The following is a 20,759-nucleotide window of genomic DNA, read 5'->3' on the forward strand; positions in this document are numbered from 1 at the left end:
AAAACGATGATGCTTGCGCTGGGAATGTTTGTTTTTGAACTCCGTACTCTGCCTTATCAGTCAATGCAGCATTCGAAAGATTACCGCTGGGCGTCTAATGACCGGGTCGGTAAACCGCCTGCATATCAGTTTCTCGGCGAGGGGGAAACCGCAATACAGCTTGCCGGTACGCTTTACCCTGCCATTACCGGCGGTCATATATCCCTGCTGGCTGTGGAACTGATGGCCGATGAAGGCAGGGCGTGGCCGCTGATTGAGGGTACCGGCAAAATCCTCGGGATGTATATCATCGATAAGGTGTCGACCACGCACGCCGAGTTTTTCAGCGATGGTGCGGCAAGAAAGATTGATTTCACGCTTTCGCTAAAACGGGTCGATGAATCACTGACGGCAATGTTTGGCGACCTGAATAAACAGGCGAGCGAGCTTCTCGGCTCTGCCGGTAATCTGACCGATAAGTTGCAGGGTGCGCCCGGAGGGCTGACCACATGATTACGGGAATGACTATTGACGCCGGTGCCAGTCTTGCACCGGCATTTATGCTAACGCTGAACAGCCAGGACATTACCAGCAATTTTAGTGACCGGCTGATTTCTCTCACCATGACCGACAACCGGGGTTTTGAGGCTGACCAGCTCGACATTGAGCTCGACGATACCGACGGAAAAGTCGAGTTACCCCTGCGCGGGGCGGTGCTGACGCTGTGGCTTGGCTGGCAGGGTTCGGCGCTATTGAATAAAGGTGATTTTACGGTCGATGAGATTGAGCACCGGGGCGCGCCTGATACCCTGACCATCCGGGCTCGTAGTGCAGACTTTCGCGGCACGCTCAATTCACGACGTGAAGAATCATGGCACGATACCACCCTCGGTGAGCTGGTAAGCACCATTGCAAAGCGTAACAAACTGACGGCCAGCGTCGCGGATTCGCTGAAACAAATCCCGGTACCGCATATCGACCAGTCGCAGGAATCCGACGCGGTATTTCTAACCCGGCTGGCTGACCGAAACGGAGCGACTGTATCGGTTAAAGCGGGAAAGCTCCTGTTTCTGAAAGCCGGTAGTGCGCTGACGGCCAGCGGTAAGCCCATTCCACAAATGACGCTGACCCGCAGTGACGGCGACCGTCATCAGTTTGCCATTGCCGACCGCGGAGCTTATACCGGTGTAACAGCTAAATGGTTGCACACCAAAGACCCGAAGCCGCAAAAACAGAAAGTGACGCTGAAACGCCAGCCAAAAGAGAAGCACCTTCGCGCACTGGAACACCCGAAAGCAAAGCCGGTCAGCAAAAAGACGAAGTCCAGAAAAGAGCCGGAGGCTCGCGAGGGTGAGTATATGGCCGGTGAGGCCGATAACGTACTGGCGCTGACGACGGTCTACGCTTCTAAGGCGCAGGCGATGCGCGCCGCTCAGGCTAAGTGGGATAAGCTGCAGCGAGGCGTTGCGGAGTTTTCAATTACGCTGGCGCTTGGCAGGGCTGATTTATTCCCTGAGACACCGGTGCGCGTGTCAGGCTTTAAGCGCGTCATAGACGAGCAATCGTGGTTAATCAGTAAGGTGACTCACAATATGAATAATAGTGGCTTCACGACGGGCTTAGAGCTCGAGGTTAAACTCTCTGATGTGGAGTACAGTGCAGAATCGGATGATGAATAAAATGTATTCACAAAAAGTGAATTAGTGATTATTATTGGTTCACGAATTGAGAATAAGAGGTGGGTTATGTTTCATTGTCCGAAGTGCCATCATGCCGCACATGCGCGAACAAGCCGCTATCTAACCGAAAATACGAAAGAGCGCTACCACCAGTGCCAGAATATCAACTGCAGTTGTACGTTTATGACAATGGAAACGATAGAACGCTTTATTGTTACTCCGGGATCCATCGACCCGGCACCGCCGCACCCGACTGTTGGTGGTCAGCGACCATTGTGGCTCTGATAAATTTTCGCTAAATGCCCGCCGCGTGCGGGTTTTTTTATGCCCTCAGTAAAGTGGCGGTAAAAAATCCACCGCCATTTTATCGCCACTCGAAAATGAGGTAACAAAAAAGCCACTCTTTAGAGTGGCTTAATTATATGATTTTAAAGCTAAAATTTGGTGGCCCCTGCTGGACTTGAACCAGCGACCAAGCGATTATGAGTCGCCTGCTCTAACCACTGAGCTAAGGGGCCGTGGCGGTGGATTATAATGTAACTTTACGCTGTAATCCAGCCGTAACCGTGCGGGTGCTGTTTTTATAAACAATGTGTTTTCAACCCGTTATACTTAAAGAACGTTGTATTGCTCAGGAGTAATAATGGTTAAGGACATACTGGCGCCAGGGCTACGGGTGGTTTTTTGCGGCATCAATCCGGGACTCTCCTCGGCGAATACCGGCTTTCCGTTTGCGCATCCCGCGAATCGTTTTTGGAAAGTTATTCATTTGGCCGGTTTCACCGATCGACAGTTGAAACCGGAAGAGGCGGAAAAATTACTGGATTTTCGCTGCGGGGTAACGAAACTCGTCGATCGACCGACGGTACAAGCGACTGAGGTGAAGTTGCATGAATTACGTAGCGGCGGACGAAACCTGATTGAAAAGATAGAGGACTACCAGCCCGCGGCGCTGGCGGTGCTTGGTAAACAGGCTTTTGAACAGGGATTCAGCCAGCGCGGTATCGCCTGGGGTAAACAAAAGATCGCCATTGGCGCGACGATGGTGTGGGTGTTGCCGAATCCCAGCGGCTTAAACCGAATTAAAACGGAAAAACTGGTCGAGGCCTATCGCGAACTGGATCAAGCGCTCATTATGCGTGGGCTATAGCAATGGGGAATGAGGGCGCGAATACTCGCGCTGTGTAGAAATTCTGTAGGCCAAATAGGGTGCTTGCGCATGTCCTGATAAAAAACGCCGCCTTGCGGCGGCGTTTATACGTGTGCGGCGAATTAATCGTCGAGGAAGCTGCGCAGCACTTCAGAACGGCTCGGGTGGCGCAGTTTACGCAGCGCCTTCGCTTCGATCTGACGGATACGTTCGCGGGTAACGTCGAACTGTTTACCCACTTCTTCCAGCGTGTGGTCGGTGTTCATATCGATACCGAAACGCATACGCAGCACTTTCGCTTCACGAGCGGTCAGGCCAGCCAAAACGTCGTGAGTGGCGGCGCGCAGGCTCTCGGTAGTGGCAGAGTCCAGCGGCAGCTCGAGGGTGGTATCCTCGATGAAATCACCCAGATGCGAATCTTCATCGTCGCCGATCGGCGTTTCCATGGAGATTGGCTCTTTGGCAATCTTCAGCACCTTACGAATTTTATCTTCCGGCATCAGCATCCGTTCAGCCAGCTCTTCCGGCGTTGGCTCGCGGCCCATCTCTTGCAGCATCTGGCGAGAAATACGGTTGAGCTTGTTGATGGTCTCAATCATATGCACCGGAATACGGATGGTGCGCGCCTGATCGGCGATAGAACGGGTGATCGCCTGACGAATCCACCAGGTAGCGTAGGTGGAGAACTTGTAGCCGCGACGGTATTCGAACTTATCTACCGCTTTCATCAGGCCGATGTTGCCTTCCTGAATCAGGTCAAGGAACTGCAAGCCACGGTTGGTGTATTTCTTGGCGATAGAAATAACCAGACGCAAGTTCGCTTCAACCATCTCTTTCTTCGCACGGCGGGCTTTCGCTTCCCCGATGGACATGCGACGGTTGATGTCTTTCACCTGTTCGATGGTCAGACCGGTCTCTTCTTCAATCTGCCGCAGTTTTTGCAGGCAGCGTTGCACTTCTTCCGCGACATCGTGCAGTTTTTCCGACCACGGTTTGTTCATCGCGATAGCGGCATTGAACCAGGTTTCGCTGGTTTCGTTACCGGTAAACAGCGTGATAAAGTTCTTCTTCGGCATTTTGCACTGCTCGACGCAGAGCTTCATGATCAGACGTTCCTGGGTACGCACGCGATCCATCATCACGCGCATACTGTTGACCAGATAGTCGAATTGCTTCGGTACCAGACGGAACTGTTTGAACACTTCAGACAGCTTCAGAATCTCTTCCTGCGCGGCAGCATGGCTGCGGCCTTTCGCTTTGATGGTGTCGCGCGTAACGACGTATTGCGCGCGCAGCTCAGCGAATTTTTCGCGTGCCAGTTCAGGATCAATGCTGTTGTCGTCATCGGCGGCGTCATCGTCGCCGTCTTCTTCATCTTCGTCTTCGTCATCATCCAGGTCTTCCTGGGAGAGCTCAGAACCGACGTGAGTTGCGGTCGGCGCCATCTCTTCTTCCGCGTTCGGATCGACAAAGCCGGTGATAAGATCGGACAAACGAGCCTCTTCAGCCTCAACGCGATCGTACTGTTCCAGCAGATAGGTAATGGCTTCCGGGTATTCGGCAACGGAGCATTGAACCTGGTTGATCCCGTCTTCGATACGTTTAGCGATGTCGATTTCGCCTTCCCGGGTCAACAGTTCAACAGTGCCCATTTCACGCATATACATGCGTACCGGGTCAGTCGTACGACCGATTTCAGACTCAACACTGGACAGAACTTGTGCAGCAGCTTCTTCCGCATCTTCATCGGTGCTGGTGGTATTTTCAGCCAGCAGCAGATCATCGGCATCAGGCGCTTCTTCCATTACCTGAATACCCATGTCGTTGATCATTTGGATGATATCTTCAATTTGATCTGAATCGACGATATCTTCCGGCAGATGGTCATTGACCTCAGCATAGGTCAGATAGCCTTGCTCCTTACCACGGGTGACAAGAAGTTTCAGCTGTGACTGCGGGTTTTGCTCCATAAGACGGTATCCACACTTATTCGTTTGATTGGTGTCGACGGTATAGCTGTCGACATTTAAAGCGAGGGCATACTTATATTTTGGCCGCTGCCTCTCACTGCGGCTGTCGGGGGCTTCCCGATCGATATGCGGCATTTAAGCCGTTAAATTCATTTTCTGGCCAGCTCCTGGTTTAACGTCCAGAGCTCTCGGCGTTCTTCGCTGCTTAAACCATGAGTGCGATCGCGAGCGATCAGCTCTTCTTGTCGCAGTTGCAGCAGCGAATCAAACATATGGTTGAGTGAGTCGGTAAAGGTTTTTTCGGCAATCGCCTTATCTGCTATATCGTCCCACATCGATAATTTTTCAAGGGTCGCAGCATCATTTGTGCCACGGTAGAGTTCCAGAAGTTGTCCGGTAGTAAGACCTGGCTGAGCCAAACAAGTTTTGACCAATTCTTTAAATAAGCCAAGTCCAGGCAGCTTATTCTGATCCAGCGCGTCTAATGGCGGCACTAACGGCGCGAGATCCGGGTTTTGCACCAGTAATCCTATCAGTATACGCATGGTCGTGCGTTTTAGCTGCGGAGCCGGGCGGGAAACGCCGCTTTCCGCCTGTTTTGGCACTAAACGATCAAGCTGACTATCATCGAAAATGCCTAACTTCAGCCCCAACGTCTGGCGCAACTGAATACGGTGTGCGTCGCCAGGCACCTGATTAATGAGCGGCAGGGCCAGCGCGGCTAACTGCGTGCTGCCATCCGGCGAGCTTAAATCCACCTGCGGCAGGAGGCTATTAAACAGAAACGTAGAGAGCGGCTGCGCCTGCTCCATCCGCGCTTCAAAAGCCGCCTTGCCTTCTTTACGCACCAGCGTATCCGGGTCTTCGCCGTCAGGTAAAAACATAAAGCGTACCTGCCGACCGTCGGTCATATAAGGCATTGCTGTTTCCAGCGCTCTCCAGGCGGCATCACGGCCAGCCCGGTCGCCGTCGTAACAGCAAATCACGTTGTTTGTCGCCCGGAATAACATATGCATATGGTCTGCCGTGGTTGAGGTACCCAGCGAGGCGACCGCATAGTTAATGTCGTATTGCGCTAGTGCGACGACATCCATATAACCTTCGACCACAAGCAAGCGTTGCGGTTCAGCACTATATTGCTGAGCCTCATAAAGACCATATAGCTGGCGGCCTTTATGGAAAATGTCCGTTTCCGGAGAGTTAAGGTATTTCGGCGTGTCGTTCCCCAGAACTCGACCGCCAAAACCAATCACCCTGCCGCGTTTGTCCCGAATAGGGAACATGACCCGATTACGGAAACGATCGTAAGTGCTGCCCTGCTCGTTATTGACCAGCATCCCGGCATCCAGCAACAATGCCTTGTTATCGCTGTTATTACCGAAGCGCTTTAACGCGTTATCCCAACCTGGCGGCGCGAAGCCAATGGCGAAACGCTGAATAATTTCAGCGCTCAGACCGCGCTTTTGCAGATAGTCACGCGCAGGTTTTGCCGCAGGATGGGTAAGCGACTGCTGATAAAAGTCATTCAGACCATTCATCAACTGATAGAGGTTTTGCCGTTGATGGCGCTCTATCTGGCTAAGCCCGGTGCCTGCTTCATAGGGAATTTCCAGGTTATGCATGGCCGCTAATTCTTCGACGGTTTCGACAAATTCGAGCTTGTCGTAATTCATCAAAAAGTCGATCGCATTGCCATGCGCGCCGCATCCAAAGCAGTGATAAAACTGTTTTTCACCGTTTACGGTGAAAGAAGGGGTTTTCTCATTATGGAATGGACAACACGCGTGATAGTTCTTGCCCTGTTTCTTGAGTTTTACGCGCACGTCGATCAGATCGACGATATCGGTTCTCGCCAGCAGGTCATTAATGAATACGCGTGGGATTCGTCCAGCCATATGCCCCTTTTATACACGTCATTCTTCAGGCTGCCGTAGTGTTGGCTACGTTTGCTCACCCCTGTCGCTGACTTGCGTAAGCGCCGGGGACTTGCTCTCTTGCCGCCTGGACGCAGCATGAATGATTTTGTGTATATGCTAATGCATAAACGAAAACAAGCCGCGCATTCCTTTCGGAAGCACGGCCTTACAACTACAACTCGATCTGAATTGAGAGCAGCCCGCTCTCAAAAGATTAGTACAGACGAGTACGGCGTGCGTTTTCGCGAGCCAGTTTCTTCGCGTGACGTTTCACTGCAGAAGCTTTAGCGCGCTTACGTTCGGTCGTCGGTTTTTCATAGAACTCACGACGACGAACTTCCGCCAGAACACCTGCTTTTTCGCAGGAACGCTTGAAGCGACGCAGAGCTACGTCGAACGGCTCGTTTTCACGTACTTTAATTACCGGCATGTGCCTCTCACCTTTGATTAATTCGGTTTGCCGCTGGCATCAACGCCAGCTTATTTCAAAATGGTGCGGAATTTTACTGCAATTGCTGCTGCTTTGTAAAGCACCGCGGCCTTTTTTGAAAGGGACTTTTATAAGGTGAGGGAGTATACACGAAGTCGGGACTGAGGGTATACATCCACCCGCATTCGACCTACACTGCGCGGTATTAGAGCGAGGTAAAACAAGTCATGCGTGTACTGGGTATTGAAACATCCTGCGATGAAACCGGCATCGCTATTTACGACGACAAAAAAGGTCTGTTAGCCAACCAATTGTATAGTCAGGTGAAATTACATGCTGACTACGGCGGCGTAGTGCCTGAACTGGCTTCCCGCGATCATGTGCGTAAAACCGTGCCGCTGATTCAGGCGGCATTAAAAGAAGCCGGTCTGACGGCGAGCGATATCGACGCGGTGGCCTATACCGCAGGCCCGGGCCTGGTCGGCGCGCTGCTGGTCGGCGCAACCGTCGGGCGTTCGCTGGCATTTGCCTGGAATGTGCCGGCCATTCCTGTACACCATATGGAAGGTCATCTGCTGGCGCCGATGCTGGAAGATAACCCTCCGGAGTTCCCGTTTGTGGCGCTACTGGTCTCCGGCGGACATACGCAGCTCATTAGCGTGACCGGAATCGGTCAGTACGAACTGCTGGGAGAGTCGATTGACGATGCCGCCGGTGAAGCGTTTGATAAAACCGCCAAATTGTTGGGGCTGGATTATCCTGGCGGCCCGATGCTGTCGAAAATGGCGTCGCAGGGGACGGCGGGACGTTTTGTCTTTCCGCGCCCGATGACCGATCGCCCGGGGCTGGATTTTAGTTTTTCCGGTCTGAAAACCTTTGCCGCTAACACCATTCGTAGTAATGGCGGCGACGAACAAACTCGCGCTGATATCGCGCGCGCTTTTGAAGATGCGGTCGTGGATACGCTGATGATCAAGTGCAAGCGCGCGCTGGAAAGCACCGGTTTTAAGCGTCTGGTCATGGCGGGCGGCGTCAGCGCTAACCGCACGCTGCGCGCGAAGCTTGCCGAAATGATGCAAAAACGCCGCGGCGAAGTGTTCTATGCGCGCCCGGAGTTTTGTACTGACAACGGGGCGATGATCGCCTATGCCGGAATGGTGCGGTTTAAGGCGGGCGTTACGGCGGATCTTGGCGTAACGGTACGTCCGCGCTGGCCGCTGGCCGAGCTGCCAGCGGCGTAAAAGCGGAAAAAGGGGGCGACATCATGCCGCCCCAACGGATTTACAGCAAAACGATGGGCATCCACAACAGCCCGGTGACGATCAGCAGCACCAGGAAGATCAGGCCGAAAATCGCGCCTAACCACGCCAATGGTGGAAGGGTGACGCGCGGCGGATTCGATATGTACGCCTATCACCGAGCTATTGCCGGTCAATCCTTGTGGGCCGAGCCCCAGACGGTTGAGGCCCTCTTCCAGACGCAGCTCCAGCTCAATCTTTCTGGCGTTTCTTTTTTAGCTTCGTCCAGATTTTCGTCTCCTGGCGACGCCACAGACGCTGGATGTTGTCATGATGGCGCAGCAAAATGAGACATGACAGCATCGACACCGGGAAGGTGAACTGCGGTTTAAACCACCAGACGTAAAACGGCGCAATCAAGGCGCTGACAATCGCCCCTAACGATGAATAACCGCTTAACAGGACCGTCAGCAGCCAGGTGCCAGCCATGACGCCGGTTAAATCCCAGCCGATGGGCGCAATGGCGCCAAACGCGGTTGCTACGCCTTTCCCGCCTTTAAAGCCAAAAAAGACCGGCCAGATATGCCCCAGACAGGCGGCGATAGCGATAAGCCCAAGCCAGAAAGGGGTAACGCCTAACGCATACGCGCCCCAGACGGGCAACATGCCTTTAAGGATGTCAAAAATAAGTACCGCGACAGCCGCTCCCTTGCCACCGATTCGTAATACGTTCGTCGCGCCCGGGTTGCCGGAGCCGCTTTCTCGCGGATCGGGCAGCCCGGCGATGCGGCAAACCAGAATGGCACTGGAAATTGAGCCGCAGAGGTACGCGAAGAGGATCATTCCAGGCGCGATTGCACTCATAAGCTGTTCCGTATTGAAAGTGTCGTTTTATTTACTATTTCTGTGGATAATACGCACATTTCGCCGGAAGTGGTATCCGGGTTAGCCAAAAAGCAGGCAGGTCGTGATGGATATTGTATTTATAGAGCAACTTTCGGTAATCACCACTATCGGTGTTTACGACTGGGAACAGACTATCGAGCAAAAACTGGTGTTCGATATCGAAATGGCATGGGATAACCGCAAGTCGGCGAAAAGCGATGATGTCGCAGATTGTCTAAGTTACGCGGATATCGCCGACACGGTGATAAATCATGTTGAAGGCGGGCGTTTTGCTCTGGTCGAGCGTGTGGCGGAAGAGGTGGCGGATCTACTGCTTAGCCGATTCAATTCTCCGTGGGTTCGCATCAAACTGAGCAAGCCTGGCGCCGTCGCGCGCGCGGCGAACGTAGGGGTAATTATTGAGCGTGGCAATAATCTGAAATAAAAATAAATAATTTTATATTTTTTAAACCAAACGGTTATATATGGGGTCTTAACGCGAGATCCATTTTTGCAGTGTTTTTCATTTTAGGGGTTTATTGATGAGCGATATGCACTCGCTGCTGATAGCGGCAATTTTGGGTGTGGTCGAAGGATTGACGGAGTTTTTGCCGGTATCCAGCACGGGCCATATGATTATTGTGGGTCATCTGCTGGGGTTTGAAGGCGATACGGCCAAGACATTCGAAGTGGTGATTCAACTTGGATCTATTCTGGCGGTCGTGGTGATGTTCTGGCGGCGGTTGTTTGGCCTCATCGGTATTCACTTTGGCCGCCCGCTACAGCGTGAAGGTGAAAGTAAAGGTCGATTAACGTTGATTCACATCCTGCTGGGCATGATTCCGGCGGTGGTGCTGGGGTTAGTCTTTCATGACACGATCAAGTCGCTATTTAACCCAATTAACGTGATGTACGCGCTGGTGGTAGGCGGTCTGTTGCTGATTGCCGCCGAGTGCCTGAAGCCGAAAGAACCGCGCGCGCCGGGGCTGGATGATATGACGTATCGTCAGGCGTTTATGATTGGCTGTTTCCAGTGTCTGGCGCTGTGGCCGGGCTTCTCGCGTTCCGGAGCGACCATTTCCGGTGGGATGCTGATGGGCGTCAGCCGTTACGCCGCCTCTGAGTTCTCGTTCTTACTGGCTGTGCCGATGATGATGGGCGCAACGGTTCTGGATCTCTACAAAAGTTGGTCATTCCTGACCGCAGCGGATATTCCGATGTTCGCGGTGGGCTTTGTGACGGCGTTTGTGGTGGCGCTGATCGCCATCAAGACTTTCCTGCAACTGATTAAGCGTATCTCGTTTATTCCGTTTGCGATTTACCGCTTTGTGGTGGCGGCTGCCGTTTACGTCGTCTTCTTCTGATGATTGACCGTGCCGGATGGCGGCGTACCGCCTTGTCCGGCCTAACTGTTTTGTCGGTCTGATAAGCGCAGCGCCATCAGGCAATTTATCGTGCCGGATGGCGTTTAGCTGGCGGGGTTCGGGCAGCGCTTCTCTTTCCAGTTGGCGACCGCTGCAATTCGTCGCTTCGTCAGTTCCTCGCGAATCTCAATGCCCTTAAATCCGGCCTCCACCACCTCTTTCGTCGGTACCGCTTGGGCCACCTGCCAGGCTTCGCGCAGCCAGCGCCCCTGCGGGTAATCCGATGCTTCAAAGCCGGTACGTCCACGGACATCGGCTTCGCTGGTCAGCGCAATCTGCTCGACGCGCTGCGGTTTACGCCATGCATCAATGGCGTCAAACAGCTTAACGATCGTTTTCGGCTGGAGTATCGGAAAGGTGTGGATCAGATCGTGGTATTCGGCGACCAGTTTAGCTAAATCACGCAGGTCATTGGGGACGCGCAAACGCTGGCATAACTGTTCGACCAGTTTCACGCCCGCCGGGCCGTGACCATGATGGCGCGGCCAGAGGTTTTTCGGCGTTAAGCCTTTGCCCAGATCATGACAAAGCGTGGCGAAACGGACATCAAGCTGCGGACTGAGCATGGCGGCCATCGACAGCGTCATCAGCGTATGAACTCCGGTATCAATTTCCGGATGCCACTTTGCCGGCGCGGGTACGCCAAACAGCGCGTCGATTTCCGGAAACAGGACGCGCAGGGCGCCGCAGTCGCGCAATACCTGGAAGTAAACCTGCGGATTGCGGGTGGTAAGCGCATTTTCCGTCTCTTTCCATACCCGTTCCGGCGTCAGATGTTCCAGCTCGCCTGCCGCGGTCATTTCGCGCATTAGCGCCAGTGTTTCATCGGCGATACGGAAACTAAGATGAGCGTAACGGGCGGCAAAACGCGCCACGCGCAATACGCGCAAGGGATCTTCGCCAAACGCGGGAGAGACATGTCGCAGTAGACGCGCCTCCAGATCCCGGCGCCCGTGGTAAGGGTCGATAATCTGGCCGTCATCGTCGCGCGCCAGAGCATTAATGGTCAGATCGCGACGCTGGAGGTCGGCTTCCAGGGTAACGTCCGGCGCGGCATAACAGGTGAAGCCCGTGTAGCCGGAACCGGATTTACGCTCGGTACGCGCCAGCGCATATTCTTCGTGAGTTTGCGGGTGGAGAAACACAGGAAAATCACGGCCTACCTGCTGGTAGCCCGCATCAAGCATCTCCTGCGGCGTGGCGCCGACAACGACCCAATCTTTATCTTTAACCGGTAGCCCTAACAACGCATCCCGAACCGCACCACCGACCAGATAAATCTTCACGCCACTTTCCTTTTAAAAACGATCATCCTCTAATGATAAGACAGTGCCGCAGAGAAGGCGATTTAGTTCATCCAGCGGTCTTTGCGTTTACGGCTTGGGATCATATGCGGCAGCACCAGCCCTAACAGCAAGCCAATACCCAATACGCCGCCGCCATACATAAACCACTGCATAATAATGGTGCGCTGTTTGTCATCCAGTTGCAGATTCGCGGCGCTAACTTTTTTCTGCGCGACAATCAGCTCGTTTTTCAGCTTCTGGTTCTCTTCTTTTAGCCCGTTGATGATGCTGTCGCTTTGCGCCACTTTCTGCTGCATATCGGCGGTGCGCTGATTCCACGTGGTATCAATATTGTTGAGTTTATCGGTTAACGTTTTGACCTGATTTTCCAGATCCGGCACGCGGGTACGCAGGCTTGGCGTGGTATTCAGTTCTTTTAACGGTATCCAGGCAGTACGACCAGAACTGTCTTTAATTTGACCATAGTTGGCATCGCTCTGTAAGAGCGTGACTTCCTCGCCGGCGTTGACGGTACCCACAAGGCGATAATTATCTCCCGGACCGCTGCGGACCCAGGTATTCAGTTCATCAGAAACGTAACGCGTCTCTTCAGCATGAGAGACGGCGGTGGCGCTAAGCGCAAGTAAAGTTAGTCCAATCAGGCGTAATTTTGGCATCAGGCTGTCGTTATTGTCAGAGAAAGTGGAACGATAGTAACGGCATCAGTGTCGCTACGCAAAGTAGTCGACATCAATCGGAATCATCTGTGTCGCCTTTGCCGCTACGTCAAACTTTTACGCCCGTCAAATTGCTCGTTGCATGGCAATTTGGCGCAAAATACTATCTACTGACAAAAATAATGCGGGTAAGTTCGCCAAGAATCTTCCCAGATGTGACATAACCCATAAGTACAAGGCCATGGCTCAGGAAATCGAATTAAAGTTTATCGTCAATCACGACGCCGTAGATGCGCTGCGAAATCATCTTCATACGCTCGGCGGCGAGCATCATGCGCCCAGCCAGTTGCTGAATATCTACTTCGAAACGCCTGATAACTGGCTACGCCGCCATGATATGGGGCTGCGTATTCGTGGTGAAAATGGGCGCTATGAAATGACCATGAAAATTGCCGGCCGGGTAACGGGGGGGCTGCACCAGCGACCCGAATACAATGTCGCGCTAAGCGAACCCGTGCTGGATCTGATGCAACTTCCGGCGGAGGTCTGGCCGGATGGCAACCTGCCCGCCGGCCTGGCATCAAGCGTACAGCCGCTGTTCAGTACCGATTTTTACCGGGAAAAATGGTGTCTGGACGTTGACGGCAGCAGGATTGAAATTGCGCTCGATCTCGGCGACGTAAAAGCGGGCGAGTTTGCCGAACCGATTTGTGAGCTGGAGCTTGAGTTGCTTCGCGGCGATACGCGCGCCGTGTTAAAACTGGCGAAGCAACTGCTGTCGCAAACCGGTTTGCGTCAGGGCAGTCTGAGTAAGGCGGCGCGAGGTTATCACCTGGCGCAGGGGAATGCGCCGCGAGAGAATACACCAACGGCAATTCTGCGGACTGCCGCGAAAGCCACGGTAGAGCAAGGGCTGGAGGTCTCGCTGGATCTGGCGTTGTCACAGTGGCAGTACCATGAAGAGCTCTGGCTGCGCGGCGACGAGTCGGCGAAAGAACATGTGCTGGATGCTATGGGATTAGTGCGCCATGCCTTAATGCTTTTTGGTGGCATTGTTCCACGTAAAGCGAGCGCTCACTTACGTGATCTACTTACCCAGGCGGAAGCGACGATGACATCCGCGGTGTCCGCCGTCACAGCCGTTTATAGTACGCAAACGGCGATGGCGAAACTGGCATTGACGGAATGGCTGGTGACGAAAGCCTGGCAGCCATTTCTGGACGCGAAGGCGCAGGCCAAAATGGCCGATTCTTTTAAGCGTTTCGCCGACATTCATCTTTCTCGTCATGCTGCTGAATTAAAAAAAGTTTTTGGACAACCGCTGGGTGATAAGTATCGCGACCAGTTGCCGCGTTTGACTCGCGATATCGACAGCGTTTTACTGCTGGCCGGGTATTATGATGCGATGGTCGCGCAGGCATGGCTGGAAAACTGGCAGGGATTGCGTCACGCCATTCTTACCGGACAACGTATTGAAATTGAACATTTCCGTAATGAGGCCATTAACCAGCAGCCGTTCTGGTTGCACAGCGGAAAACGATAATCAGAACCGTAGAAAGCGCCTGATGACGCTGCGCTTATCAGGCTTACGGTATGCGGACTTGTAGGCCGGATCAGGCGAAACGCCGCCATCTGGCATTATTTAAAGGATATCCCCTAAATGACGCCGCTCTCTTCACCCTTATCGCAGTACTGGCAGACCGTTGTTGAGCGCCTACCAGAAGGATTTACTGAGACATCGCTTAGCGTGCAGGCGAAGTCAGTACTTACATTTAGCGATTTTGCGCTGGATAGCGTGATAGCGCATCCGGAGTGGCTTGCCGAACTGGAATCCGCATCGCCGCAGGCTGATGAATGGCGACATTATGCTGGCTGGTTACAGGAGGCGTTGGCAGGTGTCTGTGACGACGCCTCGCTGATGCGTGAACTGAGGTTTTTTCGTCGTCGCATCATGGTACGCATCGCCTGGGCGCAGACGCTGTCGCTGGTGGACGATGAGACTATTTTACAACAGTTGAGCCATCTGGCGGAGACGCTCATTGTGGGGGCCCGCGACTGGCTGTATGCCGCCTGTTGCCGCGAATGGGGAACCCCCTGTAACCCGCAGGGCGTTCCGCAGCCGCTGTTGATTTTAGGCATGGGCAAGCTGGGCGGCGGCGAACTGAATTTTTCGTCTGATATCGATCTGATTTTCGCCTGGCCGGAACATGGCGAGACCCGGGGCGGGCGTCGTGAACTCGATAACGCCCAGTTTTTTACGCGTCTCGGGCAGCGGCTGATCAAAGCGCTGGATCAGCCCACAATGGATGGTTTTGTCTATCGGGTGGACATGCGCCTGCGACCGTTTGGCGACAGCGGCCCGCTGGTACTGAGTTTTGCCGCGCTGGAGGATTACTATCAGGAGCAAGGACGCGACTGGGAACGCTACGCCATGGTGAAAGCGCGGCTAATGGGCGATAACGACGACGCCTGGTCTCGTGAATTACGCGCCATGCTGCGGCCTTTCGTTTTCCGCCGCTATATCGATTTCAGCGTCATCCAGTCGCTACGCAATATGAAAGGGATGATCGCCCGCGAAGTGCGACGCCGCGGTTTGAAAGACAACATTAAACTTGGCGCGGGCGGTATTCGTGAAATTGAGTTTATCGTGCAGGTATTCCAGCTCATCCGCGGCGGGCGCGAGCCGTCGCTACAGTCGCGTTCGTTACTGCCGACGTTGGATGCTATCGCTGCGCTGCATTTGCTGCCTGAGAATGACGTGGCGCAACTGCGCGTGGCCTATCTTTTTCTACGTCGTCTGGAGAATCTGCTGCAAAGCATCAATGACGAACAGACGCAAACGTTGCCTGCCGACGATCTGAATCGGGCGCGGCTGGCCTGGGGAATGAAGGCGGAGAACTGGCCGCAGCTTGTTGGCGAACTGACGGATCATATGGCTAATGTACGCCGCGTATTCAACGAATTAATTGGCGATGATGAAGCCGATACCCCGCAGGAAGAAGAGCGTTCAGAGCCGTGGCGTGAAGTATGGCAGGATGCGCTACAGGAGGATGATTCGACGCCAGTGCTGGCGCATTTAGCCGATGAGGATCGGCGACAAGTTCTGACCCTCATCGCTGACTTCCGTAAGGAACTGGATAAACGCCCTATCGGCCCGCGCGGGCGGCAAGTGCTGGACCAACTGATGCCGCACCTGCTTGCTGATGTCTGTTCTCGCGAAGACGCCGCTGTTACGCTATCGCGGATAACGCCGTTGCTGGCGGGGATTGTCACTCGCACCACCTATCTGGAGCTGCTGAGCGAATTTCCCGGCGCGCTGAAACACCTGATTATGCTCTGCGCCGCTTCGCCAATGATAGCGAGCCAACTGGCGCGTTATCCGTTGTTGCTTGATGAACTGCTCGACCCCGGCACGCTTTATCAGCCGACGGCTACCGACGCTTACCGCGACGAATTACGTCAATATTTACTGCGCGTGCCGGAAGAGGACGAAGAGCAACAACTGGAGGCATTACGCCAGTTTAAACAGGCACAGCTTTTGCGGATTGCGGCGGCGGATATTGCCGGTACGCTGCCGGTGATGAAAGTGAGCGATCACCTCACATGGCTGGCGGAGGCGATGATTGATGCTGTGGTGCAGCAGGCGTGGACGCAAATGGTTGCGCGTTATGGTCAGCCAGCGCATCTGGACGAACGCCAGGGGCGGGGGTTTGCGGTTGTCGGTTATGGCAAATTGGGCGGATGGGAGCTGGGCTACAGTTCCGATCTGGATCTCATCTTCCTGCATGACTGTCCGATGGACGTCATGACCAACGGCGAACGCGAAATCGACGGGCGGCAGTTTTATCTGCGCCTGGCGCAGCGCATTATGCATCTGTTCAGTACGCGCACCTCCTCCGGCATTTTGTATGAGGTGGATGCGCGTCTACGCCCCTCTGGCGCGGCGGGAATGCTGGTGACTTCAGCGGACGCGTTTGCCGATTATCAGCAGCATGAAGCCTGGACCTGGGAACATCAGGCGTTGGTACGCGCTCGCGTGGTATATGGCGACCCGCAGCTTACCTCACAGTTTGATGCGGTACGCCGCACTATCATGACGACGGCGCGCGACGGCAAGACATTGCAGACTGAAGTGCGTGAAATGCGCGAGAAAATGCGGGCGCATCTCGGCAATAAGCATCGTGATCGTTTTGATATTAAAGCTGATGAAGGCGGTATTACGGATATTGAGTTTATCGCGCAATATCTGGTACTGCGCTACGCTCATGAAAAACCTAAATTAACGCGCTGGTCTGATAACGTGCGCATCCTGGAGCTTCTGGCGCAAAACGGCATTATGGATGAACACGAAGCGCAGGCGCTGACGGTAGCCTACACCACACTGCGTGATGAACTGCACCACCTGGCGTTGCAGGAGCTTCCCGGTCATGTGGCGCAGACGTGTTTTAGCAAAGAGCGCGCGCTGGTGCAGGCAAGCTGGCGGAAGTGGCTGGTAGCCGTTTGAATTATGCTATTATCGCGCGCAAATTTTGAATCTCTCAGGAGACAGGAATGAAAGTAAATCTGCCAGCGTTTGAACGTGCAGGCGTCATGGTTGTGGGTGATGTAATGCTGGATCGCTATTGGTATGGCCCCACTTGCCGTATTTCACCGGAAGCGCCGGTGCCCGTGGTTAAGGTAAATACCGTTGAGGAACGCCCGGGCGGCGCGGCGAACGTGGCGATGAACATTGCGTCTCTGGGAGCGAACGCCCGTCTGGTCGGCCTGACGGGTATTGATGACGCCGCGCGCGCGCTGAGCAAAACGTTGGCAGAGGTCAATGTGAAGTGCGACTTCGTTTCTGTGCCGACGCATCCGACGATTACCAAACTGCGCGTGCTATCACGTAATCAGCAGCTCATTCGTCTTGATTTTGAAGAAGGCTTTGAGGGCGTGGACCCGCAGCCGTTGCATGAGCGTATCAACCAGGCGCTGGGATCGATCGGCGCGCTGGTATTGTCCGATTATGCCAAAGGCGCTCTGACCAGCGTGCAGACTATGATTTCCCTGGCGCGCCAGGCGGGCGTGCCGGTGCTCATCGATCCGAAAGGAACGGATTTTGAACGTTACCGCGGCGCCACGCTGCTGACGCCAAACCTTTCTGAATTCGAGGCGGTTGCGGGGAAATGTAAAAGCGAAGACGAACTGGTTGAACGCGGCATGAAGCTCATTGCCGATTACGACCTTTCCGCGCTGTTGGTCACGCGTTCCGAACAGGGAATGACGCTGCTGCAACCGAATAAAGCGCCGCTACATATGCCGACGCAGGCGCAGGAAGTTTATGATGTTACCGGTGCGGGCGATACGGTGATCGGCGTGCTGGCGGCGACGCTGGCGGCGGGAAATACCCTGGAGGAGGCGTGTTATTTCGCCAATGCGGCGGCGGGCGTAGTGGTAGGTAAACTCGGGACGTCAACGGTTTCCCCTATTGAGCTGGAAAACGCAGTGCGCGGACGCGCGGATACCGGCTTCGGCGTCATGACCGAAGAGGAGTTGAGACAGGCCGTCGCCAGCGCGCGTAAGCGTGGCGAGAAAGTGGTTATGACCAACGGCGTTTTCGATATTCTGCACGCGGGCCACGTCTCTTATCTGGCGAACGCGCGCAAACTGGGCGACCGCCTGATTGTTGCGGTCAATAGTGACGCCTCGACTAAACGTCTGAAAGGCGAAAGCCGTCCGGTTAATCCGCTCGAACAGCGTATGATCGTGCTGGGCGCGCTGGAGTCAGTCGACTGGGTTGTCTCTTTTGAAGAGGATACGCCGCAACGACTGATTGCCGGTATTCTGCCGGATCTGCTGGTAAAAGGCGGCGACTATAAGCCGGAAGAGATTGCGGGCAGCGAAGAGGTCTGGGCCAACGGCGGCGAAGTCATGGTGCTGAACTTCGAAGATGGTTGTTCCACGACCAATATCATCAAAAAGATCCAGACCGAGAGCGAGAAGTAAAACCGCGTCATCAGGCGTTACAGACGCTGCGGGCGCTGATTTTGAAGGCGCGTCGGACATTTTGTTTCGACGCGTATCTCGCGGTTGACGCTGCTTTTTTTTCGACCTAAAGTAAAGGAATAAGGGTGAGAGGGGATCTCTCCCCCCTCTGATTGTCTGTTAGTAAGCTGCGAAACTTATCAGTAACAGAACAATCAGTATGATGACCTGGTGCATCATAACCCTTTCCTTATTAAAGCCCCTTCCTCGGGAGGGGCTTTCCCGTTTCAGCCCCTTGCTGACATCGCGATTGTTGGTGAGTGGCCTGTCTGGCGCAAGGGCTTTCTCCCGCCGATTTTGCGTTACTGGATCGCACAAGCAAAACGGCCTGCTGGTCATAACGCTTTGTACAGACAAGGTGGAAAAAAGATAAAAAAATCCCCGGTCTTATGACCAGGGACAGGAGATATGGCGGGGGGTTATTGCTCTTTTACCGTTGTTTCGCGATTAATCTCATCCGTTGCCGATGAAACCAACGGCGTGGTCAGCGCCTTTAGCGAGCCGCCAGCGATGCCAATCTCGTTTAACAGCGAATCGATCAGCGGTGCCTGGGTACGATAGGTGAGCGCGGCAGATAAGGCTTGTTCCGCCAGGTTTCCCCCGTTAGCGCCGCCAGCGGCGACGTCGCCCGCCGTCGCGCTGCGATTGAGGCCATCGACCTGAATAATCTTAATGCCGTCGATGGATTTCATCGGTTCAACAGACTTCTCAATAACAGCAGGCAACGATTGTAAGAGCGCTAGTTTAAATTTGAGGCTGGTTTGTTCGTCAGAAAGCACGTTGATAGCGTCATTCAGCGCCCGTTGCGCTTCGGCTTCCGCCAGACCTTTTTTACGCGTTGCTTCCGCCAGTTCGATGATGGCGGCGGCTTGCAATTCTGCCGCTTCTTTCTCTGCTTTTGCCCGAACGGTCAGTTCGACCGCTTTGGTTTCCGCATCCTGCGCCGCGGCGATCAGAGCGACCTGCTTGGCGCGATCCGCTTCGGCGGTCTGGCGGGTGGTTTCTACGTTTTGCTGGGCGCGAACCGCATCGGCCAGCGCGTCGTTGGCGCGCGCTTCCGCTTGCGATTGCTGCTCGGATTTGGCGGCAATGGCGATAGATTTCGTCTGGTTGGCGATTTCTGTCACCTGTTGCTGTTCGATCTCTTTAATACGTACTTCACGCTCGGCCTCAACTTTCCTGGACCGTACTGCTTGCTCACGTTCGATCTCCGTCTCCTGGATCTGCCGCTCAGCAAGAATACGCGTCTGTTCTGCTTCACGATGGCGCTCGGCCTCAAAAGCGGCAATTTTGGCGTTTTGTTCGGCGGTGCGGGTTTTAACCTGTTGCTCCTGCTCCAGAGTCATAAAGGCTTCTTGCTGCTCGATTTCCAGCTTGCGTTCAAGCGCGTCGCGGTTCTTTTCGCGCACCGCCACTTCCACATCCTGTTCCACTTCATTACGTTCACGACGGCGGCGTTCGGTTTCCTGCGTCAGTTTCGTCAGACCTTCGGCATCAAAGGCGTTGTTTGGGTTGAAATGTTCTTTGGACGTTTGGTTAAAGTTGGTTAAGGAGACGCTTTCCAGCTCCAGACCGTTTTTCGACAAATCTTCCGCAACGGTGTTTTGTACGCCCTGAACGAAGTTTTCACGCGTATCCTGTAGCTCATGCATCGTCATCTGGGCCGCGGTAGCGCGTAAGGCGTCAACGAATTTATCCTCAACCAGCATACGAAGATCTTCCGGCGACAGCGTTCGCTGGCCAAGCGTTTGTGCGGCGGTGGCAATACCTTCAACAGAGGGTTTTACACGCACGAAGAAAGCAACGACCACGTCAACGCGCATACGATCTTTGGTGATCAGGCTGTCGACGGTAGCACGGCTGACTTCAAGTTTTAGGGTATTCATATTGATCGGAATAATTTCGTGAAAGATTGGCATCACAATAGCGCCGCCGCTCATCACCACTTTTTGCCCGCCAAGCCCGGTACGGACAAATGCCTGTTCCGCAGATGCGCGGCGATAGAGGCGAGCAAAAATGATCCCGATAATTAGTAAGACGATAACCGCAACGATGGCGGTAAACATCCATGATGGCAATATGCCAAAAACATCATCCATTA

The 20,759-nt window shown here is 54.1% G+C and carries 18 protein-coding genes, 1 tRNA gene and 1 pseudogene; 10 read left to right on the plus strand and 10 right to left on the minus strand.

The window, feature by feature from the left end; all coding sequences use genetic code 11:
* The first annotated feature begins 6 nt into the window (after positions 1-6).
* The 3 genes from ACLJNW_RS08390 (at position 7) to ACLJNW_RS08400 (ending at position 1,943) form a co-directional block, all read left to right on the plus strand.
* On the plus strand, positions 7-492 hold the full coding sequence (locus tag ACLJNW_RS08390) for a phage tail protein (RefSeq protein ID WP_023135453.1): 486 nt from the start codon (positions 7-9) through the stop codon (positions 490-492).
* Complete coding sequence (locus ACLJNW_RS08395) at positions 489-1,658, plus strand: phage late control D family protein (protein ID WP_023135454.1); 1,170 nt, start codon at positions 489-491, stop codon at positions 1,656-1,658. The genes ACLJNW_RS08390 and ACLJNW_RS08395 overlap by 4 nt, the downstream gene beginning before the upstream one ends.
* 66 nt (positions 1,659-1,724) lie before the next feature.
* Positions 1,725-1,943 carry a DNA-binding transcriptional regulator gene (locus ACLJNW_RS08400; RefSeq protein ID WP_000468307.1) on the plus strand — a complete coding sequence of 73 codons (219 nt, stop codon included), beginning with the start codon at positions 1,725-1,727 and terminating at the stop codon, positions 1,941-1,943.
* 157 nt (positions 1,944-2,100) lie between these two features.
* On the opposite strand, the gene ACLJNW_RS08405 is transcribed toward ACLJNW_RS08400, so the two are convergent.
* Positions 2,101-2,176 (minus strand) — tRNA-Ile (locus tag ACLJNW_RS08405).
* 125 nt (positions 2,177-2,301) lie between these two features.
* Here ACLJNW_RS08405 and mug point away from each other — a divergent pair.
* Positions 2,302-2,808, plus strand: coding sequence for a G/U mismatch-specific DNA glycosylase (gene mug, locus ACLJNW_RS08410; RefSeq protein WP_000237776.1), 507 nt, complete (start codon positions 2,302-2,304; stop codon positions 2,806-2,808).
* Positions 2,809-2,930: 122 nt separating this feature from the next.
* Here the strand turns inward: mug and rpoD are convergent, their stop codons facing one another.
* The 3 genes from rpoD to rpsU all read right to left on the minus strand — a co-directional run bounded on the left by rpoD (position 2,931) and on the right by rpsU (position 7,124).
* The gene (rpoD, locus tag ACLJNW_RS08415) at positions 2,931-4,913 is read right to left on the minus strand and encodes an RNA polymerase sigma factor RpoD (protein WP_001120159.1); all 1,983 of its coding nucleotides are present in this window, start codon (positions 4,911-4,913) and stop codon (positions 2,931-2,933) included.
* Between the two features lie 14 nt (positions 4,914-4,927).
* A complete protein-coding gene (gene dnaG / locus ACLJNW_RS08420) occupies positions 4,928-6,673 on the minus strand; it encodes a DNA primase (protein ID WP_000918865.1) in 1,746 nt (581 codons plus the stop codon).
* A gap of 235 nt (positions 6,674-6,908) precedes the next feature.
* Entirely contained in the window at positions 6,909-7,124 is a 216-nt protein-coding gene (gene rpsU / locus ACLJNW_RS08425; protein WP_001144069.1) for a 30S ribosomal protein S21, read from the minus strand.
* A gap of 227 nt (positions 7,125-7,351) precedes the next feature.
* Here rpsU and tsaD point away from each other — a divergent pair, with 227 nt between their 5' ends.
* Entirely contained in the window at positions 7,352-8,365 is a 1,014-nt protein-coding gene (tsaD, locus tag ACLJNW_RS08430) for a tRNA (adenosine(37)-N6)-threonylcarbamoyltransferase complex transferase subunit TsaD (protein ID WP_001264394.1), read from the plus strand.
* A 122-nt stretch (positions 8,366-8,487) separates the two neighbouring features.
* Here tsaD and ACLJNW_RS08435 read toward each other — a convergent pair.
* Positions 8,488-8,631, minus strand: a pseudogene (locus ACLJNW_RS08435) (fumarate hydratase); the annotation flags it as partial.
* Entirely contained in the window at positions 8,615-9,226 is a 612-nt protein-coding gene (gene plsY, locus ACLJNW_RS08440; RefSeq protein ID WP_001272784.1) for a glycerol-3-phosphate 1-O-acyltransferase PlsY, read from the minus strand. The gene plsY and the pseudogene ACLJNW_RS08435, both read right to left, overlap by 17 nt.
* 106 nt (positions 9,227-9,332) lie before the next feature.
* On the opposite strand from plsY, the gene folB reads away from it, so the two are divergent.
* Entirely contained in the window at positions 9,333-9,692 is a 360-nt protein-coding gene (gene folB, locus ACLJNW_RS08445) for a bifunctional dihydroneopterin aldolase/7,8-dihydroneopterin epimerase (protein WP_000355776.1), read from the plus strand.
* A gap of 97 nt (positions 9,693-9,789) precedes the next feature.
* The gene (bacA, locus tag ACLJNW_RS08450) at positions 9,790-10,611 is read left to right on the plus strand and encodes an undecaprenyl-diphosphate phosphatase (protein ID WP_001281933.1); all 822 of its coding nucleotides are present in this window, start codon (positions 9,790-9,792) and stop codon (positions 10,609-10,611) included.
* Between the two features lie 104 nt (positions 10,612-10,715).
* Here the strand turns inward: bacA and ACLJNW_RS08455 are convergent, their stop codons facing one another.
* A complete protein-coding gene (locus ACLJNW_RS08455) occupies positions 10,716-11,957 on the minus strand; it encodes a multifunctional CCA addition/repair protein (RefSeq protein ID WP_000708447.1) in 1,242 nt (413 codons plus the stop codon).
* Positions 11,958-12,019: 62 nt separating this feature from the next.
* Positions 12,020-12,634 carry a TIGR04211 family SH3 domain-containing protein gene (locus ACLJNW_RS08460; protein WP_001125341.1) on the minus strand — a complete coding sequence of 205 codons (615 nt, stop codon included), beginning with the start codon at positions 12,632-12,634 and terminating at the stop codon, positions 12,020-12,022.
* Positions 12,635-12,875: 241 nt separating this feature from the next.
* Here ACLJNW_RS08460 and ACLJNW_RS08465 point away from each other — a divergent pair, with 241 nt between their 5' ends.
* The 3 genes from ACLJNW_RS08465 (at position 12,876) to hldE (ending at position 18,619) form a co-directional block, all read left to right on the plus strand.
* Complete coding sequence (locus tag ACLJNW_RS08465; RefSeq protein WP_023204275.1) at positions 12,876-14,177, plus strand: inorganic triphosphatase; 1,302 nt, start codon at positions 12,876-12,878, stop codon at positions 14,175-14,177.
* Positions 14,178-14,294: 117 nt separating this feature from the next.
* Positions 14,295-17,138 (plus strand): bifunctional [glutamate--ammonia ligase]-adenylyl-L-tyrosine phosphorylase/[glutamate--ammonia-ligase] adenylyltransferase, encoded by a 2,844-nt coding sequence (gene glnE / locus ACLJNW_RS08470; protein ID WP_000188306.1) that lies wholly within the window; start codon positions 14,295-14,297, stop codon positions 17,136-17,138.
* Positions 17,139-17,185: 47 nt separating this feature from the next.
* The gene (gene hldE / locus ACLJNW_RS08475; protein ID WP_000867682.1) at positions 17,186-18,619 is read left to right on the plus strand and encodes a bifunctional D-glycero-beta-D-manno-heptose-7-phosphate kinase/D-glycero-beta-D-manno-heptose 1-phosphate adenylyltransferase HldE; all 1,434 of its coding nucleotides are present in this window, start codon (positions 17,186-17,188) and stop codon (positions 18,617-18,619) included.
* A 159-nt stretch (positions 18,620-18,778) separates the two neighbouring features.
* On the opposite strand, the gene ACLJNW_RS08480 is transcribed toward hldE, so the two are convergent.
* Both ACLJNW_RS08480 and ACLJNW_RS08485 read right to left on the minus strand, forming a co-directional pair.
* Positions 18,779-18,838 carry a type I toxin-antitoxin system Ibs family toxin gene (locus ACLJNW_RS08480; protein WP_001804776.1) on the minus strand — a complete coding sequence of 20 codons (60 nt, stop codon included), beginning with the start codon at positions 18,836-18,838 and terminating at the stop codon, positions 18,779-18,781.
* Between the two features lie 239 nt (positions 18,839-19,077).
* Complete coding sequence (locus tag ACLJNW_RS08485; RefSeq protein WP_023209144.1) at positions 19,078-20,757, minus strand: flotillin family protein; 1,680 nt, start codon at positions 20,755-20,757, stop codon at positions 19,078-19,080.
* Between the last annotated feature and the right edge of the window lie 2 nt (positions 20,758-20,759).

This window comes from Salmonella sp. SAL4457, from assembly GCF_046548235.1.
Classification (GTDB): domain Bacteria; phylum Pseudomonadota; class Gammaproteobacteria; order Enterobacterales; family Enterobacteriaceae; genus Salmonella; species Salmonella enterica.